Consider the following 17922-nt stretch of genomic DNA (forward strand, 5'->3'; position numbering starts at 1 on the left):
AACAGCACCGAATCCTCGGCGATCACCGCGCGCACGGCAGCTCCGCGGTGACGGTGGTGGGTCCGCCGACGGGGCTGCTGACGTGGAAGGCCCCGGCAGCCGGCCGGCGGCCAGCGAGCCGACCAGCAGGCCGACCGCGCCCGCCTGGGTCAGCGCCACCCAGACGCCGTCGCCGCCGAGCCGGGTGGCGGCGATCAGCGGGCCGAGCGTGAGCAGGACGGCGTTGGCGGCGTTCCACGTGCCGTGGGCGATCAGGCTGGTCCAGTACCAGGTCCGGGAGCGCACCTCGCTCCAGCCCTCGGCGAGGTTGCGGCGCAGCGAGCGCGGCTCGACGGGGGCGTGGTCGACCCGGAGCCGGGTGAGCAGGGCGGCGCTCAGCACGAAGGAGGCGCCGTCCAGTACGAATGCCCAGCCGGGCCCGGCGGTGTACACCAGCAGTCCGGCGAGCGCCGGGCCGCCGAGCCGGGCGGCGGCGGTGGCGGAGCCGAGCAGGGCGTTGGCGCGCAGCCGCAGCTCGCCCTGGACGGTGGCCGCGACCAGCGGCGCGGCGGTGGGCATGGCGAAGGCGGAGGCGGTGCCGCCGACCGCCGAGGCGATCGCGATGTGCGACAGGCTCGGGTGCCCGCCGAGCAGTTCCAGGCCGACCACCAGCTGGGCGACGGCCCGGACTAGGTCGGTGGCGAGGGCGATCCGGCGCGGATCGAGGCGGTCCCCGGCCACGCCGCCGAGCGGCAGCAGGAGCAGGCGCGGCACCATCGCGCAGCCCAGGACGAGGCCGAGCGCGCCGGCCGAGCCGGTGGCGCGGGTGATCGCGATGGCCAGGGCGGCCGGGACGACGGCGTCGCCGAGGGTGGAGAGCGTCCGGCCGATGAAGAGCAGGCGGAAGCCGCTCAGGCGCAAGGGGTGTCGTGTCACGCGCCGAACGTTATTTCGGTACCGAAATTTTGGCAACGAATATTTCGGTGACGTCCTTTCCGCTGCCGGGCTCGTTAGACTCCTCCCATGGCCGAACACCCTTCCGAGCAGTACCGTCCGCCCTGCGACCGGACGGAACCCCGCGACCGGACGGAGTCCCGCGACTGGACGGACGGCCACGTCGACCGCTGGCAACCGGTGCTGCCCGGCCTCGACCCGGACATCGAGGGCGCCGTCACCCGGATGTCCCGGCTCACCCGCCACCTCGGCCGGGTCCGCGAACAGGGCGTCGCCGACTACGGCCTGCACAAGCACGAGTTCGACACCCTGCACGTGCTCGCCGGTCGCGGCGGCCACGCCGCCCCCTCCGACCTCCGGGCCGACCTCAACCTCGCCCCGGCCTCGGTCACCGGCCGGCTGGAGACCCTGGAACGGCGCGGCTTCGTCCGGCGCACGCCGTCCACGGAGGACCGCCGGAAGGTCGACATCGTGCTGACCGAGGCCGGGCGCGCCGCCTGGCGGGAGGCCCTGGACGTGGTGGGCCGGGAGGAGCGGCTGCTGCTCGGGGTGCTGTCCGAGGAGGAGCGGCGCACCCTGGCGGACCTGCTGCGGAAGGTGATGCTCGCTCAGGAGGGGGCGGGCGGCAGCGGCGGCCGGGGTCAGGCCGGCCGGGTCTGCGCCCAGTCGTAGAGGCGGTGGGCGCTGTCACCGAAGCGGGTGGCGTACAGCGTGCCGGGCGGGCCCCCGGCGAGGTCGTCGGTGGTGGTGGTGACGCCGACGACGGTGCCGGTCCCGGTGCCGGGGTCGAACCGGGCGAAGTGCGGGCCGCCGCTGGCTCCGTGCGACATGTCGCAGCGCCCGCCCCACAGCAGCGGGGCGGCGGTCCCGGGCCGGGCCGGTCCGGCGCAGTGGATCAGGCGCGAGCCGGTGTACCTGCCGTTCGGATCGTTCAGCCGGTCCTTCGGGTACCCGAAGGCGTGGATGAACTCGTCCTCGACGGGCGGGGCGAAGGCGATCCGCTGGGTGCCGGTGACGTCGGCGACCCGCCGTCCCTCGGCCGACCGGTTCGCCACCAGGACCCCGGTGTCGTAGCCGGCGACGGCGACGTCGTCCGGCCGGGTCCCGCCCGGGTCGGCGTCCCAGCGGGAGGAGGTGGCCACGGTCCTGACGCTGAAGCCGCCGAGCGGCTTGGTCCCGTTGCGGTAGCCGGGCACGAAGTAGAGGTTGTGGTTCCAGGTGCCGTCGGCCGAGGGCGCGCCGACGCCCCGCAGGCAGTGCGCCGCCGTGACGACGGTGCTGCGGTTGGCGCTGTCGACCACCGTCGCGGTGCAACTGCCGTCGTAGCCGTCGGAGAAGGTGAAGAAGAGCCGGCCGACGCTCCGCTCCACCGCTCCGCCGTGGGTCCAGACGGCCCCCGGGTCCAGGGCGTCCGCGGGCAGCGGGCGCGGGTCGTCGGGCGTGTGGTCGTCCTCGGGCACGGGTGTGATCTCGGGGATCAGGGCGCCCGCCAGCCTCATCCGGTCGGGCGTCCAGTAGGCGTCGATCCGGCCGCGCTCCTGCGCGGTGGTGGCGCCGGCGTGGGTGGTGAGGGGCTCCCGCTCCGCGGCGCGGGCGGTGTTCGGCGGCAGCACCGCCGCCGTGGTCGCGCCCAGCAGGAGGGCTCCCACGGCGGCGAGCCCACGGGGCAGTGCGCGGCGGGCGGTCGGGGTTCCGGGTGTCTTCGGCATGCGCGGCACGGTAGGCGCCGGACGTCAGGATCGCGTGTGGAGCGCGTCTCGTCCTGCCGTCGAAAGGATCAGCGTCCGGTAACGGTGTCTCGGCCGGGTCTCGGTGACCTCCGGCGCCGCCCGCTCAGAGGCCGAGGTCGGTGAGGCCCGGGTGGCCGTCGGGGCGGCGGCCGAGCGGCCAGTGGAACAGCCGCTCCTCGGCGGTGATCGGCAGGTCGTCGATGGAGGCGTGCCGGCGGGCCATCAGGCCGTCGCGGTCGAACTCCCAGTTCTCGTTGCCGTAGGAGCGGAACCAGCGGCCCGCCTCGTCGTGCCACTCGTAGGCGAAGCGGACCGCGATCCGGTCGCCGCCGTACGCCCAGAGCTCCTTGACCAGGCGGTAGTCCAGCTCGCGCTGCCACTTGCGGGTGAGGAAGTCGGCGATCCGCTCGCGGCCGGTGAGGAACTCGGAGCGGTTGCGCCAGCGGCTGTCCGGGGTGTAGGCGAGGGCGACCCGGTGCGGGTCACGGGTGTTCCAGGCGTCCTCGGCGGCCCGGACCTTCAGTCGGGCGGTCTCCTCGGTGAACGGGGGCAGGGGCGGGCGCTGCTCGGTGCCGGTCGCGGGCATGGGTGCTCCTCGGAATGGGCGTTCCGTCAGTGAGAACGATCGTTCTCACCGCTGTGGCTACGATAGGAGAACCATCGTTCTCACGCAAAGGGCAGGGCAGATGGAGCAGCAGGACCCACGGACCCGGATCCTCGACGCGGCCGAGGAGCTGTTCTACGGGCAGGGCATCCAGGCGGTCGGCATGGACGCCGTCCGGGCCGCCTCCGGCATGACCATGCGCCGCCTCTACCAGCACTTCCCGTCCAAGGGCGAGCTCGTCGAGGCCTACCTGCTGCGCCGCGACGGCCGCTGGCGGGCGAGCCTCGCCGTGTACGTCTCGCGAACCGGAGGCTCCCCCCGGGAGCAGCTGCTCGCGGTCTTCGACTGGCTCGGCCGGTGGTTCGCCGAGCCCGGCTTCCGGGGCTGCGCCTTCGTCAACTCGCTCGGCGAGCTGGGGGCCGTCAGCCCCGCGGTGGTGGCCGCCGCCCGGCACCACAAGGCGGAGTTCGGCGGTTACCTCGCGGGTCTGGCCGAGGCCGCCGGAGCCCCGCCCGCCACGGCCGTCCACCTGACCCTGCTGGCCGAGGGGGCGATCACCAGCGCGGCCGTCCACGGCGATCCGACGGCCGCCGCCGACGCCCGGGAGGCCGCCCGGCTGCTGCTGGACGCGACGCCGGCCCGGTAGTTCGGGGTGCGCCGTCGACCGCGGCCGGCATCGGCGCTTTCCGCCCGAACGCGCGTTTATCGCCCATTGATCGCCACCGCCTAGCCTCGGGCCCATGGACGAGAGAGCGGCCGAGCGGTCGAGGGCGTTGCCCGAGGGACGGATGACGGAGCAGGACACCGAGCGGTTCCGGCAGTTGCTGGCGCGGCTGGAGGACTCGCTGGCGGTGGACCGGAAGGCGGCGGGGCGCGATGCCTGAGTGCGCCGAGCTGTGCCCGCCGGCGGTGCTGCCGGTGCCGGTGCTGCCGCTGTGGCGGCGCGGCGAGGCCGAGGGGTACCGGGACGCGGACCGGCCCGGGGTGCTGCGGGGGCACCCCGGGCCGGTGACGGCCGGTCGGGTCGGCCGGTCCGGCCAGGAGGGGAGGGCCGGCGCGGAGCCGGCGGGCTGACGGGAGGCGTCAGCAGCTGCAGTCGCAGCAGCACCCGTCACAGCAGTCGCACCCGTCGCAGCAACTGCAGCAGTCGCCGCAACCGGAGCAGTCGCAGCAGTCGGGGCAGTCCACGTCGTGCCGGTCGCAGAAGCCCTTGCGGGGCTCGCGGGTGAACGGGTGGTTGTGGTCGCAGCAGAGCAGCTGGCAGGTGCAGGCCATCAGTGCCCACATCGCGCACCCGGCGAGCAGGTTGCGCGGGTTCGGCGGCGGCGAGCCGGGCGGGGTGAAGCCGGGGCCCTGCGGCACCCACGGCGGGACCGGGGCCTGGTTCGGGTCCTGGCCGGGCGGCGCGGGCTGCGGCGGCGCGTGGTGCGGGTGCTCGCCCGTGGCGTGGCCGGCCGCGCCCGGGCGGCGGCAGCTCGCCGTGTGCCGGGCCGGGCCGAAGACCCGGTCCACCGCGCGGTCGGTCTCGTGCGAGAGCAGCGCGTGCACCAGGGCACGGTCGGTCAGTTCGACCTCGCGCAGCGCGAGCCGGATGCCGTGGACGGCGTCGCGGCAGAGCCGTTCGGCCTCGGCGCGGTCGGTGCCGGTGGCGGTCAGCGGGTTCCAGGCGCCCGAGGCCGCGTCGGCGGCCTGGTCCTCGGCGGCGTCGAGGAGGTGGGCGAGCCGGCCGAACAGCCGTCCGGCCTCGGCGAGCGGGGCGGCGTTGCCGGGGCGCCCGGATATCACGGCGGTGTGCGCGAAGGCGGCCGAGGTGGCGGTCTCGGTGGGCTCGGTGACCAGCAGGACGGACCCGCCGGGCCGCAGCGAGCGCTCCAACTCGCCCTGCCGGGAGGCCGCGTCGAGCAGGACGGCGGTGTCGAAGCCGACCGTCGAGGCGCTGCCCGCGCTCTTCCGGTCCCAGCGCCGGGTGACGGCCCGCGCCCCGGCGGCGACCGGGCGGCGGGCGAAGACGCCGTCCCGGTCCTCGACGTGGTCGCGGATCTTGACCGAGGCGAGCGCCAGCGAGACGGCGGCGGCGAGCCGGGCGCCCTCGCCCTTGGCGACGGAGGCGGTCCGCATGCCGCGCAGCGGGCACGGCCCGGCGGTGCGGCGCCAGGGGGAGTCCTCCCGGGCGACCTGGGCCTCGACCAGCACGGAGATGATCAGACCGTCGTAGTTGGTCGCCGTCCGGGCGAGCTGCCCGTGGTCGTCCCGCAGTGCGAGGCAGAGCCCGCACAGGTGGGCCATCCAGGAGGTCGTCAGCTGCTCGGACAGTCGGTGCCTGCACGGTCTGATGATGCCGAACACGCTGGTCCCCCTCGCCTCTCGGGCCGCCGACCGGCCCCGATTCGGCGTACATCATATGATCAGCGCCCCTTTGGGCCTGTGGATCAGCCGAACCGCGACCCGGTGGACGGAGGCCACCGCACTCCGGCGGACGGAGGCCACCGCACCCCGGCTCGGGGCGCCGCGCGCGCCGGGGCGGGACGGCCGGCGGGTGGCTTCCGATGCCCCGGAGCCTCGCCTCCGCCCCGGCGAGTGGATCTCATATCCGGGATAGCATCGCGAATATGGGAATCGAAACGGCCGCCGACGAGCGGCTGGCGCAGAGACTCGCCGAGCTGAGGCTCGAACGCGGGTGGACCCTGGAGGAGTTGGCGCGGCTGGCGGACGTCAGCCGGTCGACGCTCTCCCGGGTGGAACGGGCGGAGGTCAGCCCGACGGCCGCGCTGCTCGGGCGGCTGTGCGCCGTGTACGGGCGGACCATGTCGCGGCTGCTCGCCGAGGTGGAGGCCGGCCCCGCCCCGTTGGTGCGGGCCGGGGAGCAGCAGGTCTGGCGGGACGGGACGACCGGGTTCGTCCGCCGCTCGGTCTCGCCGCCGCACGGCTCGCTGCGGGCGGAGATCATCGAGGGCCGGCTGCCGGCCGGCGCCGACATCGCCTACGACCGTGTCTGCACGCCCGGCCGGGAGCACCACCTCTGGCTGTTCGAGGGGCACCTGGAGCTGACCGTGGACGGGGAGCCGCAGCAACTCGGCCCCGGCGACTGCCTGCGCCACGTCGGCGTCACCAACCGCTTCCGCAGCCTCGGCCCGGGCGAGGCCCGCTACGCGCTGGTGGTGGTCGAGCCGTGAGCGCCGCCACCGGGCCGATAGCCGAGCGGCCGGAGGAGCCCGAGCGGCCCGAGGAAGCCGGGAAGCCCGAGGAAGCCGGGAAGCCCGAGGAGGCCGGGAAGCCCGAGGAAGCGGGGAAGCCCGCGAAGCCCGCGAGGACGAAGGCGCGCAAGGGGACCGGGGAGCCCGAGGAGCGCTTCGACGCCGCCGGCCGCAAGGTCCTGCTGGTCTGCGTCGCGGGCGGCTTCACCACCCTGCTCGACCAGTCCGTCCTCAACACCTCCATCCCCGCCCTGCGCGAGACCCTGCACGCCGGGCCCGCCGACCTCCAGTGGATCGTCGCCGGCTACTCGCTCGCCTTCGGCCTCGCGCTGATCCCCGGCGGGCGGCTGGGCGACGTCAAGGGCCGCAAGTGGTTCTTCGTCACCGGCCTGGCCGTGTTCACCCTGGTCAGCCTGGTCTCGGCGACCGCCACCGAGCCGTGGGTGCTGATCGCCGCCCGGCTGCTCCAGGGCGCGGGCGCCGGGCTGGTCAACTCCCAGATGATCGGCACCCTCCAGGACGTCTTCGACGGCCAGCTGCGGGCCCGCGCCCTCGGCATGTACGCCGTCACCGGCGGCCTCGCCTTCACGCTCGGCCCGCCGATCGGCGGCGCGGTGCTGGCCCTGGCCGGCCCGGAGGACGGCTGGCGGCTGACCTTCCTGCTCAACGTCCCCTTCGGCCTGGCCACCGTCGCCCTGGCGGCCCGTCACCTGCCGAAGCCCCGCCCGAGCGCCCGGCACGCCGACGTGGACGTCCTCGGCCTGCTGCTGGTCGGGGCGCTCACCCTGGCCCTGATGCTGCCCTTCGTCCGCCCGCCCGGCTGGGCCGGCTGGCTCGCCTTCGCGGCCGCCGCCCTGCTGCTGCTCGGCGCGCTCGCCCGGTGGCAGCGCCGCTACGCCCGTACTGGCGGCCACCCGCTGATCCACCCGGCCCTCACCCGCTCCGCGCCGTACGCGCTCGGGACGGCCACCGCGATGGCCCAGTTCGGCTCCTCGCTCGCCGCCTCCCTGGTCCTGACCATGTTCCTCCAGGACGGCCTCGGCCTGTCCCCGATGGGTGCCGCGCTGGTCGCGCTGCCCTCCGCCGTGGCCATGGGCGTGGCCTCCGCGCTCGCCTGGCGGGTCGTCCAGCGCTACGGCCGGCGCACAGTCACCGCCGGACTGGTCGGCTCGGCACTCACCATGCTGCTCAGCGGGCTGCTCGCGCACTGGGCGTCCGCCGCCGTGCTGCCCTGGCTGCTGGCGTTCCTGCAACTGCTCGCCGGCGCCTCAGCCGGCCTGATGGGCTCCACCAACCAGGCGTACGTGCTGCGCCACGCGCCCGCCGAGGCGGCCGGGGTGAGCGGGGCGATCCTGCAGATGGCCCAGCGGATCGCGGCGGCCGTCGCGATCTCCGCCCTGTCCGGGGTCTACCTGCGGGAGACCGCCACGGGCGGCGGGCACCGCTCCGCCTACCTGACGGCGAGCGTGGTCTGCGCCGCGGTGGCCGGACTCGCCGTCCTGGCCTCGGTGCTGGCGGGCCGCGCCACGGCCCGCGAGCAGCGCGAGGGCGAGCCGGTCGCGGTGAGCCGAGGGCGAACACCGGTCCGTTAGCGGATCGCCGACGCGTACCGTGGCCGGCATGACCGACGCACGGAACCGCACCGTGGACCTGCCCGGGGTGACGCTCGCCTACCGCGAGAGCGGCCGGCCGGACGGCCCGCCCCTGGTCCTGCTGCACGCCCTCGGCGAGCGCGCGACCGACTGGGACAGCGTCCTGCCCGGCCTCGCCCCCGGACACCACGTGTACGCGCTCGACCTGCGCGGCCACGGGGACAGCGCCCGCACCGCCGCCTACTCGGTGGAGGCGATGCGGGACGACGTGCTGGCCTTCCTCGACGCCCTCGGCCTCGCCCGGGTCGACCTGGTCGGCCACTCGATGGGCGGCGTGGTCGCCTACCTGCTCGCCCAGGCCGCGCCGGAGCGGATCGACCGGCTGGTCCTGGAGGACATCGCCGCGCTGTACCCGCGGCCGGCGAGCGCGCTGCCCGACGACCCGGATCCGGACGCGCACTTCGACTGGGCGATGGTCCGGGCGGTCAAGGCCCAGTTCGACGACCCCGACCCGGCCTGGCGGGAGGGGCTGGCCCGGATCACCGCCCGCACCCTGGCGGTGGCCGGCGGCCCGGCCAGCCATGTTCCGCAGGAGCGGATCGCCGAGCTCGCCCGGCTGGTCCCGGACTGCCGCCTGGTCACCGTCGAGGCCGGGCACCTGGTGCACGCTGCCCGGCCCGCCGAGTTCGTCGCCGTGGTGGCGCCGTTCCTGGCCCGGTGAGCCGTCGGACCTGGCCGGGGCCGCGGCGGCGGCCCCGGGCGGTGGGTCAGACGCCGTGCTCGGCGGGCAGCCGCCCGCTGCGCACGGCCGTCAGCAGGTCGGCGTGGTCGGCCTCGGTGCGGTCCGCGTAGGCCACCGCGAAGGCGGCGACCGCCTCGTCCAGCGCCTCGCTCTTGCCGCAGTACCCGGCCAGCAGGCTCGGGTCGGCGGTGTGCGAGTGCGCCCGGGCCAGCAGGGCGCCGGTGATCCGGGCGTAGTCGTCCAGCTGGGACGGCTGCAGCGCGGCCGGGTCGACGCTGCCCTTGCGGTTGCGGAACTGCCGTACCTGGTAGGGGAGTCCGTCGACGGTGGTCCAGCCCAGCAGGGTGTCGCTGACCACCTGCATGTGCTTCTGGCCGAGCACCACCCGGCGGCCCTCGTGCCCGTCCGGCACCGGCCGCGAGCCGTCCGGCAGGTACGGCAGCAGCGCGGACGGACGCGCCTCCTTCACCTGCAGCACCAGCGGCTGGTCCCGGTGGTCGGTGAGCAGCACCACGTACGAGCGGGTGCCCACACTGCCGGTGCCCACCACCCGGAACGCCACGTCCTGCACCCGGTAGCGGGACAGCAGGGTGCGCACCTCGGCCGGCACCGTCTCGACGTACGGGCCGAGCGCGTGCGCGACGGCGCGGGCGGTCGCGTCGGTCACCTCGGTGAGCACCGGGGGAGCGGCCGTGAAGCGCCGACCGCCGTCCGCGGTGCGGGCGGTGCTGCGGGCGGCGAACCGCGCGCTGGTGTTGCCGAGCGCCTTCGCACCGACCTTGCGCAGCACCTCGGTGAGGTCGTGCGCCTCGGCGAAGGAGACCAACTGCTCGTCCGCGATGGCGTTCCAGGCGTCCAGCGAGGGCAGCTTGGCGAGCGTGCGCACGGTCCGGCGGTACGAACCGGCCGCGTGCTGGGCGGCCTCGCGCGCGATGGACTCGCTGGCCCCGGCCTCCCGGGCGGCCAGCACCAGGCTGGCGGCGAGCCGCTTGAGGTCCCACTCCCAGGGGCCGGGGACGGTCTCGTCGAAGTCGTTGATGTCCAGGACGATCTGGCCGCGCGCGTCGCCGTACAGGCCGAAGTTGGCGGCGTGCGCGTCGCCGCACAGCTGCGCGTCCACGCCGGTCACCGGTGTGCCCGCGAGGTCGGCGGCCATCAGCCCGGCCGAACCGCGCAGGAAGGCGAACGGGCTCGCCGCCATCCGGCCGACCCGGATCGGCACCAGCCCGGCTATTCGGCCGGTGTTGGAGGCCTCCAGCGCGGAGACGGCCGTCGGGCGGTCGGACGCGGGCGTGAACTCCGCGTGCCGCTCCCGGGGCACCCGCGTCCGCAGCTCCTTGCCGCGCTCCCGCGCCCGCCCGTCCTGCGCGGAGGCGAACCCGGCCACCGCGAACCCGCGCCGGGTCCGCCCGTCCCGCCCCGCCGCCGACTCCGCCTCGGCCCCACCCACGTGCGCCACTTTCCCAGCCCGTCCCTTCCGGTCCTCGCCCCGCGCGCGACCTGCGCGGACGTTCGTCGGGTGGAGTGACGATACGGCCTGGCGCGGTGGTTCCGGCGGGCGGGGGTCCGCCTGTGCGGCGCGGGAGAGGGCCGCGTCCTGCGGGGGTGAAGCGGCGCTCATGGGGCGCCGGGGTAGCGTGGGGCGGGTGAACGATCTCGGGGGGAACGGCGTTCGGACGCACCGGCGTACGCGCCTGGCGGCCGCAGCGGCTGTGGTGCTGACCGTGCCGGCCGGGCTGGGGGTGCGGGCGGTGGTCGGCGGGGACGTCGCCAAGTACGCCGGGGACGCGCTCTACACCGTCCTGCTGTACGCCCTGCTCGTGCTGGCCGCGCCGAGGGTGCGCCCCGGCCGGGCCGCCGTCCTGGCCGCCGCGCTGAGCTGGGCCGTGGAGCTGTTCCAGCTGACCGGCCTGCCGGACGCCTGGGCGCGGCACAGCACCCTGGCCAGGCTGGTGCTGGGCTCGACCTTCAATCCGCCGGACCTGCTCTGGTACCTGGTCGGCGCGGCCTGCGCCGGCCTGCTCCACCGGGTGCTGCGGACCTCCCGAATCGCAGCACCCGGCGGAGCGGCCTGAGCAGGGCCGAGCCGGCCCGACGGCGCGTCAGAGCGGAAGCAGGTCCGGCCGCTTGGGCTCGACGTGGTCGCCCGAGGACTCGCCGCGCAGGCGCCGGCCGACCCACGGCAGCAGGTGCTCGCGCGCCCACTGGATGTTCTCCCGCCGCTGGTCGGCGGGGGTGAGCACGCGGGTGGCCGGCCACGGGGCCTCCGGGTCCTGCTCGGTGCGCAGGCCCAGCGAGCGGGCGGCCAGCAGGGCGACCCGCTGGTGGCCCTCGCCGGACAGGTGCAGGCGGTCCTCGCTCCACGCGCGGCGGTCCTGCACCGCGCGCAGCGACCACAGGTCGGCCACCTTGCAGCCGTTGCGGTCGGCGACGGCGCGCATGTGCCCGTTGTAGGTCGCGATCTTGCCGCGCAGGTGCTTCAGCAGCGGCACGTCCTTGGTGTCGAAGCCGGTGCAGATCAGCACCGTCCCGGCGTGCTCGGCGAGTTGGACGACGGCGGCCTCGAAGCGCTCGGCCACCTCGTCCGGGTCGCTGCCCGGCCGGAGGATGTCGTTGCCGCCCGCGCAGAAGGTGACCAGGTCGGGCTGGAGGCGCCGGACCTCCGGCACCTGCTCGGCGGAGATCTGGTCCAGCAGCCGTCCGCGCACCGCGAGGTTGGCGTACCGGAAGGTGCCCGGCGGCCGCCCGTCGGCGAGGATCCCGGCGAGGCGGTCCGCCCACCCGGCGAACCTGCCGTCGACGCCGGGGTCGTTCAGCCCTTCGGTGAAGCTGTCCCCGAGGGCGGCATACGAATCGAGGTCAAGGGTCTCCTGGAGATTCGGCATGAAAGAGATAGTTCACCCATTCAAGTGACCTACGCCACCGTAGGTGACTCCGGCGGCACGTGAGATGGACCACGTACCCTCGTCGGCCGCCGACGTCCCGCCACCGCCCGCAGAGAGCGGGCCTCCGGAAAGCACAAGATCCCCGCCCCCTTCCGCTTCCCGGCCCGTCCGGCGGATGCTCGGAGGGAGCGGCCGGCTCCGGCCGCCGTCCGTCTGGGGGAGGCATCCATGACCACCGACCCGCGCCCCGACCCCGCCGAGCACTGGTCCATCGACGACCGGTGCACCAACTGCGACGTCGCCCGGCAGCTCGCACCCGCCCTGGTCCGCGAGCACGACGGCCGCTCCGAGCTGGTCCGCCAGCCGCGCGACGCGGCCGAGCGCCGGCAGCTGCTCGCCGCCGCGCACGCCTGCCCGACCCGCTCGATCCGCCCCGGCGCCGGGCCGCTGGACCCGGCCGGGGACCCGTTCCCGCTGGCCCTCGCCGACGACCTGCTGCTGCTCGGCCACAACTCCCGCCACCTCGCGGGCGCCAACTCCTACCTCTGCCGCCGGCCGGCCGGCTGGGTGATGGTCGACACCCCGCGCTACAGCGAGGCCCTCGCCGCCCGGTACGCCGCGCTGGGCCCGGTCACCGACGTCCTGCTGACGCACCGCGACCACGCCGCGCACGGCCGGGCGTACGCCGACCGGTTCGGCGCCCGGCTCTGGATCCACGAGGGCGATCTGGAGGCCGCCCCCGACGCCGACCGGGTGCTGCGCGGCACCGCGCCGACGGAGGTCTCGCCCGGCCTGGTCGCTCACCCCTTCCCCGGCCACACCCGGGGCAGCGTGCTCTACCTCGCGGACGGGCGGTACTGCTTCAGCGGCGACAGCCTGTACTGGTCCCGTACCACCGGGGACATCGAGGTCTTCGACCCGGTGACCTGGTACTCGATCGAGGAGCTCGCCGCCTCGCTGCGGCGCGGCCTCGGCGCGCTGCGCTTCGAGTGGCTGCTGCCCGGCCACGGCGACCGGCGCCGGATGCCCGCCGAGGAGGCGGACCGCCGACTGCGGGCGCTGGCCGAGCGGTGCGCGGAGCTGCGGCAGCGGCCCGTGGACTTCGGCGCGGTCCGCTGGTAGCGAAGTCCGTCCGTGCCGCCCCGCCCGTGCGCCGCAGGGCGGGTGCGCCGGTTCCTGCGCCGGGTGCGCGGGGGCGTGCGACCGCCGGGAGTGTTCGCCCGGGTGTGCGTACGGTTCCGTCGGGGCAACCGCCTGGGGACCGAAGGTGTTCGGCCTCCCGAACCCCGAACCCCGAACCCTGAACCCCGAACTCCGTGCGACGAACTCCCCGCGATCCAAGGACGGTTGAGCCATGCTCACGCAGACCCCGGAACGCCAGGCCCGGCCGCGGCGCTATCTGATGTGCCGGCCGACGCACTTCACGGTGGACTACGCGATCAACCCGTGGATGGACCCCTCCCAGCCCACCGACACCGCGCTCGCCCTGCGCCAGTGGGAGTCGATCTACCGGACGTACCTCCGGCTCGGCCACACCGTCGAGCTGATCGACCCGGTGCCCGGCCTGCCCGACATGGTGTACACCGCCAACGGCGCCACCGTGCTGGACGGCCGGGCCCTGGTGGCCAGCTTCCGCCACCCGGAGCGGGCCGCCGAGTCGGAGGCGTACCTGGCGTGGTTCCGCGAGCACGGCTACCGCGAGGTGCGCCTGGCCGGGCACGTCAACGAGGGCGAGGGCGACCACCGCCTGGTCGGCGGCCGGGTGCTCGCCGGGGCGGGCTTCCGCACCTCGCGCGCCGCGCACGCCGAGGTCGGGGAGGTGTTCGGCTACCCGGTGGTCAGCCTGACCCTGGTCGACCCGCGCTTCTACCACCTGGACACCGCGCTCGCGGTGCTCTCCGACGACCACGTCATGTACTACCCGGAGGCCTTCGACGCCGACAGCCGCTCGGTGCTGCGCGCGCTCTTCCCGGACGCGATCCTCGCCGACCGGACGGACGCCGAGGTGTTCGGGCTCAACGCGGTCTCGGACGGCCGCCGGGTGCTGCTGCCGGAGACCGCGAAGAACCTGGCCGGCCGCCTGGTCGAGCACGGCTACGAGCCGGTCCCGGTGGACGTCTCGGAGCTGCTGAAGGGCGGCGGCGGGGCGAAGTGCTGCACCCTGGAGCTCAGGCCGGCCTGACGGCGCCGGGCCGCTCGTGATCGTACGAGCGGGCCGGCGCCGCGGCAGGACCTCGGTCCCCGAACCCTCAGGAGCCCGGGACCTCAGGGCCCCGAACCCGCGGGACCTCAGGACCTCGAACCCTCGGGACCTCAGGCGCCGAGCCAGAGGTCCGGCCCGAACACCTCGTAGTGGATGTCCGCCGCCGGGACGCCCGCGGTCAGCAGCTGCTCGCGGACGGCGCGCAGGAAGGGCAGCGGGCCGCACAGGTAGGCGGTGGTGCCGGCCGGGACCTCGACGGTGGCGAGGTCCACCAGGCCGGTGCGCTCGGCGGGCCACGGGCCGAGCGGCCGCTCGTAGAAGACGTGCGCGGTGGCGTTCGGCAACACGTCGGTGAGCCGCGCCAGTTTGGCCCGGAAGGCGTGGCTCAGCTGGTCGCGGTCGCCGTGCACGGCGACGACCCGCCGGGTGGAGCCGGTGGCGGCCAGGTGGTCGAGCATGGCCGTCATCGGGGTGTTGCCGATGCCGGCGGAGGCGAGCAGCACCGGGCCGTCGCCGTCGGCCAGCGCGATGTCGCCCAGCGGGGGCGCCAGTTCGACGGAGTCGCCGGCCCGGAGGTGGTCGTGCAGGTGGCCGGAGACCTCGCCGCCTTCCTCGCGCTTGACGCTGAAGCGCAGGGCGCCGTCGGCGCCGCCGGAGAGGCTGTACTGGCGGATCTGGTGGGCGCCGTCGGCCAGTTCGGTGCGCACCGAGACGTACTGGCCGGGGCGGAAGGCGGGCGCCGGGCGGCCGTCGGCCGGGCGGACCAGGTAGGTGGTGACGGCCTCGGTCTCCTGGATCCGGGCGATCACGGTGTAGGGGCGCCACAGGTCGGCCGGGTCGCCGCCGGCGGCGACCTCCGCGCGCAGCCGGTCCTCGACGGCGATCAGCGCGTTGGCCATCAGCCAGTAGACCTCGTCCCAGGCGGCGGCGACCTCGGGGGTGACGGCCTCGCCGAGCACCTCCACGATGGCGGCGAACAGGTACTCGTGGACGATCTTGTACTGGTCGTCGGTGATGCCGACCGAGACGTGCTTGTGGGCGATGCGGGCGAGCATCGCGTCCGGCCGCTGGTCCGGGTGGGCGATCAGCGCGGTGGCGAAGGCGGCTATCGAGCCGGCCAGCGCCTGGCGCTGGGTGCCGTTGGCCTGGTTGCCCCGGTTGAAGAGGTCGCGCAGCAGCTCCGGGTGCGCGGCGAACATCCGGTCGTAGAAGCGCGGGGTGATGTCCCCGATGGCGGCGCCCACGACGGGCAGGGTGGCCTCGATGACCTCGGCGGACTTCGCGGACAGCATCAGTCGGGCTCCTAACTGGTATCTGAGATTCGCATTAAAGGCCGCGGAGTGGTGGGCGGCCCCGGGTGGGCGGATCAGTCGGCGGGTCCGGCGGGATCGGCGGAACCGTCGAGGCGGGCGGAATCGGCGGATCGTGCGGCGTCGACCGGGCGGGCGGCGTCGACGGGCCGTGCGGTGAGGCCGAGCAGGACCGGGCCGGTGGGCGAGGCCACCAGGTCGGCGATCGAGAGGTGGTCGAGCGCGGCGAAGAACGCCTCCTGGGCGCTCCGCAGCGCCCCGCGCAGCCGGCACGCGGCCCGCAGCGGACACGGCGGCTCGTCCTCGCAGCCGACCACGTCGCCGACCCCCTCCAGCTCCCGCAGCAGCAGCCCGAGCGAACCGGTCCGCCCGGCGAAGGTGAGCATCAGCCCGCCGCCGCGACCGCGCCGGGCCTCCACCACCCCCAGGTGCCGCAGCCGGCTGACCACCTTCGCCGCGTGGGTGTACGGCACCCCGACCGACTCGGCCACCTCGCGGGTGGTCGGGTTGTCGCCCTCGCCCAGGACGGCCAGTCGCATGGCGATCCGCAGGGCGATGTCGGTGCTCTTGGTCAGCCTCACGTCCGGAACGCTAGCCGAATACGACTCTGCAGCTCCAATTTCCTGCACGCCGCCGTCCGGGCCGCCGGCCACGCGACCCCCGGATGTGCTGGACGAACCGTCCGATCCGGACGTACAGTCCAGGTATGTCCATGGAGAATCCCGAGGAGAACCCCGACCAGCGGGTGCGGACCTGGTCCCCGGTCTGCCGGGCGGTGGCCCTGCTGCTCGGCCCGTACGCCGAGGTGGTGCTGCACGACACCGCCACCGACCGGGTCCTCGCCGTCTGGAACCCGATGACCCCCCGGGCCCCCGGGGACCCGTCGCTGCTCGGCGAGCTGGACGGGATCGACCCCTCCGCCCCCGACGTCTACGGCCCGTACGAGAAGCTGCTGCCCGACGGCCGCCGCCTCTCCTCGGTCAGCGCCGTGCTGCGCGACGACGCCGGCCGGCCCACGGCCGTGCTCTGCGTCAACCTGGACCGGGGCCCGCTGGAGCAGGCCGCAGCCCTGCTGGCCGGCTTCGCGGCCCCCACCGCGCCGCGCCCCGAACCGCTCTTCGAGCGCGACTGGACCGAGCGGATCAACGACGTGGTCGGCGGGTACGTCCGCGCCCAGGGCCGCCCGCTGGAGCGCTTCACCCGCGAGGACCGGCTCGCCGTCCTGGGCGAACTCGACCGGGCCGGGGTGTTCGCCGTCCGGCGCGCCGTCCCGGTCGTCGCCACCGCGCTGCGGATCTCCCGTTCCACCGCCTACAGCCTGCTCGCGGAGCTCAAGCAGCACCCCGCGGGCCCCACCGACGAGGACCACCAGTGACCAAGCTCCCCGACTTCCGGCTCGAAACCCACTTCTCGCGCTGGGAGTTCACCGCCCGGTACCACCTCGCCGCCTCCGATGCGCAGACCATGACGATGGCCGAGCAGGCGGGTGTGCTGCTGCTGCCCGGCGACGTCTTCCGCTCGGAGCTGACCCCGAGCCCGGCGGACCGCTTCCGGCTCGGGATCGGCCGCCGCGACCCGGGCCCGGCCCTGGCGGCCTTCGGCGACTGGCTCCGCAAGCGCTGACGGCGTTCACCGCGGGCATGCCCGTGCGGAGTCCACGGACGGAACGACGGCCGGGGCGCCGGCCACCGAGGGGAGTCGGTGGCCGGCGCCCCGGCCGCTGCCGGGCGGGCGGAGGGCCCGCTCAGCGCGTGCTCAGAGCTTCTGCCAGGCCGGCTTGGCCGCGTAGGTGTCGCGGAAGTAGTCGGCGAGCTTGAGGCGGGAGGCGGCCGCCTCGTCCACCACCACGGTGGCGTGCGGGTGCAGCTGGAGCGCCGAGGCCGGGACGGCCGCGGCCAGCGGGCCCTCGACGGCGAGCGCGACGGCCTCGGCCTTGGCCTCGCCGGTGGCCAGCAGGACCAGGTGGCGGGCCTCCAGGATGGTGCCGATGCCCTGGGTGATGACGTGGTGCGGGACCTCGTCGATGCTGTCGAAGAAGCGGGCGTTGTCCACCCGGGTCTGCCGGGTCAGGGTCTTGATCCGGGTCCGGGAGGAGAGCGAGGAGCAGGGCTCGTTGAAGCCGATGTGGCCGTCCGTGCCGATGCCGAGCAGCTGGAGGTCGACGCCGCCGGCCTCGGCCAGCGCGCGGTCGTAGGCGACGGCCGCCGCGGCGATGTCGGGGGCGTTGCCGTCCGGGCCCAGGAAGGAGTCCTCGGTCAGGCCGAGCGGCTCCACGACCTCGCGCAGCACCACCGAGCGGTAGGACTCGGGGTGGCCGGCGGGCAGGCCGACGTACTCGTCCAGCTGGCAGACGCGCGCCTTGGCGGCGTCCAGCCGGCCGTCGCGGACCCGCTCGGCCAGGGCCTGGTAGATCGGCAGCGGGGTCGAGCCGGTCGCCACGCCGAGCAGGGCGTCGGGCTTGTCGGTCAGCAGATCGGTGATCGCCGCGGCGATGAGTTCGCCGGCCGCACGGGCGTCAGGGACGATCACGATTTCCATACTGGGTCCACCGTTCTGAGGCGAGGCTGAGGTCTAGACCTCCGAGGTCTAGACCAGTTTGCCGTGAAGGGGTGCCCCAGGTCCACCCGGGTCCGGTCCCCGGACGATCTTCCGCCTCCGGCCCCCTCCGCCTCTTCTGCCTGGTGGGGCGGGTCGGGCCGGTCGCCGGGGTGGGACTCGGCCAGCTCGGA

The 17922-nt window shown here is 75.2% G+C and carries 21 protein-coding genes; 12 read left to right on the forward strand and 9 right to left on the reverse strand.

What is annotated here, in order from left to right; all coding sequences use genetic code 11:
* A partial coding sequence (locus ABZW03_RS20395; protein WP_355259901.1) for an MFS transporter occupies positions 1–915 on the reverse strand: 915 nt, incomplete at its 3' end.
* An 87-nt stretch (positions 916–1002) separates the two neighbouring features.
* Between ABZW03_RS20395 and ABZW03_RS20400 the strand changes: the two genes are divergently transcribed.
* Positions 1003–1605, forward strand: a complete 603-nt coding sequence (locus ABZW03_RS20400; protein WP_355259904.1) for a MarR family transcriptional regulator — start codon at positions 1003–1005, stop codon at positions 1603–1605.
* On the opposite strand, the gene ABZW03_RS20405 is transcribed toward ABZW03_RS20400, so the two are convergent.
* Together ABZW03_RS20405 and ABZW03_RS20410 are read right to left on the reverse strand one after the other, a co-directional pair.
* Entirely contained in the window at positions 1575–2642 is a 1068-nt protein-coding gene (locus ABZW03_RS20405) for a hypothetical protein (protein ID WP_355259907.1), read from the reverse strand. The genes ABZW03_RS20400 and ABZW03_RS20405 overlap by 31 nt on opposite strands.
* Positions 2643–2766: 124 nt before the next feature.
* A complete protein-coding gene (locus tag ABZW03_RS20410; RefSeq protein ID WP_355259910.1) occupies positions 2767–3249 on the reverse strand; it encodes a nuclear transport factor 2 family protein in 483 nt (160 codons plus the stop codon).
* A gap of 100 nt (positions 3250–3349) precedes the next feature.
* Here ABZW03_RS20410 and ABZW03_RS20415 point away from each other — a divergent pair, with 100 nt between their 5' ends.
* From ABZW03_RS20415 to ABZW03_RS20425, 3 genes are all read left to right on the forward strand, one after another.
* Positions 3350–3913, forward strand: coding sequence for a TetR/AcrR family transcriptional regulator (locus ABZW03_RS20415; protein WP_355259913.1), 564 nt, complete (start codon positions 3350–3352; stop codon positions 3911–3913).
* 94 nt (positions 3914–4007) lie between these two features.
* Complete coding sequence (locus ABZW03_RS20420; protein WP_355259916.1) at positions 4008–4151, forward strand: hypothetical protein; 144 nt, start codon at positions 4008–4010, stop codon at positions 4149–4151.
* A complete protein-coding gene (locus tag ABZW03_RS20425; RefSeq protein WP_355259919.1) occupies positions 4144–4341 on the forward strand; it encodes a hypothetical protein in 198 nt (65 codons plus the stop codon). The genes ABZW03_RS20420 and ABZW03_RS20425 overlap by 8 nt, the downstream gene beginning before the upstream one ends.
* Before the next feature lie 9 nt (positions 4342–4350).
* On the opposite strand, the gene ABZW03_RS20430 is transcribed toward ABZW03_RS20425, so the two are convergent.
* Positions 4351–5613, reverse strand: coding sequence for a DUF5685 family protein (locus tag ABZW03_RS20430; RefSeq protein ID WP_355259922.1), 1263 nt, complete (start codon positions 5611–5613; stop codon positions 4351–4353).
* A gap of 263 nt (positions 5614–5876) precedes the next feature.
* Here ABZW03_RS20430 and ABZW03_RS20435 point away from each other — a divergent pair, with 263 nt between their 5' ends.
* From ABZW03_RS20435 to ABZW03_RS20445, 3 genes are read left to right on the forward strand one after another with little or no spacing between them, the layout of a single operon-like run.
* Entirely contained in the window at positions 5877–6440 is a 564-nt protein-coding gene (locus ABZW03_RS20435; RefSeq protein ID WP_355259925.1) for a helix-turn-helix domain-containing protein, read from the forward strand.
* Positions 6437–8053, forward strand: a complete 1617-nt coding sequence (locus tag ABZW03_RS20440) for an MFS transporter (RefSeq protein ID WP_355259928.1) — start codon at positions 6437–6439, stop codon at positions 8051–8053. Before ABZW03_RS20435 ends, ABZW03_RS20440 begins: the two co-directional genes overlap by 4 nt.
* 28 nt (positions 8054–8081) lie before the next feature.
* Positions 8082–8774, forward strand: a complete 693-nt coding sequence (locus ABZW03_RS20445; RefSeq protein WP_355259931.1) for an alpha/beta fold hydrolase — start codon at positions 8082–8084, stop codon at positions 8772–8774.
* A gap of 46 nt (positions 8775–8820) precedes the next feature.
* Here the strand turns inward: ABZW03_RS20445 and ABZW03_RS20450 are convergent, their stop codons facing one another.
* Positions 8821–10182 carry a DUF2252 domain-containing protein gene (locus ABZW03_RS20450; RefSeq protein WP_355259960.1) on the reverse strand — a complete coding sequence of 454 codons (1362 nt, stop codon included), beginning with the start codon at positions 10180–10182 and terminating at the stop codon, positions 8821–8823.
* Between the two features lie 259 nt (positions 10183–10441).
* On the opposite strand from ABZW03_RS20450, the gene ABZW03_RS20455 reads away from it, so the two are divergent.
* Complete coding sequence (locus ABZW03_RS20455) at positions 10442–10870, forward strand: DUF2809 domain-containing protein (RefSeq protein WP_355259934.1); 429 nt, start codon at positions 10442–10444, stop codon at positions 10868–10870.
* Positions 10871–10897: 27 nt separating this feature from the next.
* On the opposite strand, the gene ABZW03_RS20460 is transcribed toward ABZW03_RS20455, so the two are convergent.
* The gene (locus tag ABZW03_RS20460) at positions 10898–11680 is read right to left on the reverse strand and encodes an SGNH/GDSL hydrolase family protein (RefSeq protein WP_355259937.1); all 783 of its coding nucleotides are present in this window, start codon (positions 11678–11680) and stop codon (positions 10898–10900) included.
* A gap of 228 nt (positions 11681–11908) precedes the next feature.
* On the opposite strand from ABZW03_RS20460, the gene ABZW03_RS20465 reads away from it, so the two are divergent.
* Together ABZW03_RS20465 and ddaH are read left to right on the forward strand one after the other, a co-directional pair.
* On the forward strand, positions 11909–12802 hold the full coding sequence (locus ABZW03_RS20465; RefSeq protein WP_355259940.1) for a ferredoxin: 894 nt from the start codon (positions 11909–11911) through the stop codon (positions 12800–12802).
* Positions 12803–13034: 232 nt separating this feature from the next.
* Positions 13035–13862 carry a dimethylargininase gene (gene ddaH, locus ABZW03_RS20470; protein ID WP_355259943.1) on the forward strand — a complete coding sequence of 276 codons (828 nt, stop codon included), beginning with the start codon at positions 13035–13037 and terminating at the stop codon, positions 13860–13862.
* A gap of 131 nt (positions 13863–13993) precedes the next feature.
* On the opposite strand, the gene ABZW03_RS20475 is transcribed toward ddaH, so the two are convergent.
* Together ABZW03_RS20475 and ABZW03_RS20480 are read right to left on the reverse strand one after the other, a co-directional pair.
* On the reverse strand, positions 13994–15175 hold the full coding sequence (locus ABZW03_RS20475; RefSeq protein WP_355259945.1) for a globin domain-containing protein: 1182 nt from the start codon (positions 15173–15175) through the stop codon (positions 13994–13996).
* Positions 15176–15249: 74 nt separating this feature from the next.
* Complete coding sequence (locus ABZW03_RS20480) at positions 15250–15774, reverse strand: Rrf2 family transcriptional regulator (RefSeq protein WP_355259948.1); 525 nt, start codon at positions 15772–15774, stop codon at positions 15250–15252.
* A gap of 125 nt (positions 15775–15899) precedes the next feature.
* On the opposite strand from ABZW03_RS20480, the gene ABZW03_RS20485 reads away from it, so the two are divergent.
* Complete coding sequence (locus ABZW03_RS20485) at positions 15900–16568, forward strand: PAS domain-containing protein (protein ID WP_355259951.1); 669 nt, start codon at positions 15900–15902, stop codon at positions 16566–16568.
* Complete coding sequence (locus ABZW03_RS20490) at positions 16565–16816, forward strand: hypothetical protein (protein WP_355259954.1); 252 nt, start codon at positions 16565–16567, stop codon at positions 16814–16816. Before ABZW03_RS20485 ends, ABZW03_RS20490 begins: the two co-directional genes overlap by 4 nt.
* A gap of 132 nt (positions 16817–16948) precedes the next feature.
* Here the strand turns inward: ABZW03_RS20490 and nagB are convergent, their stop codons facing one another.
* Positions 16949–17731, reverse strand: a complete 783-nt coding sequence (gene nagB / locus ABZW03_RS20495) for a glucosamine-6-phosphate deaminase (RefSeq protein WP_355259957.1) — start codon at positions 17729–17731, stop codon at positions 16949–16951.
* Positions 17732–17922 lie beyond the last annotated feature (191 nt).

The organism is Kitasatospora sp. NPDC004799, assembly GCF_040609095.1.
Classification (GTDB): domain Bacteria; phylum Actinomycetota; class Actinomycetes; order Streptomycetales; family Streptomycetaceae; genus Kitasatospora.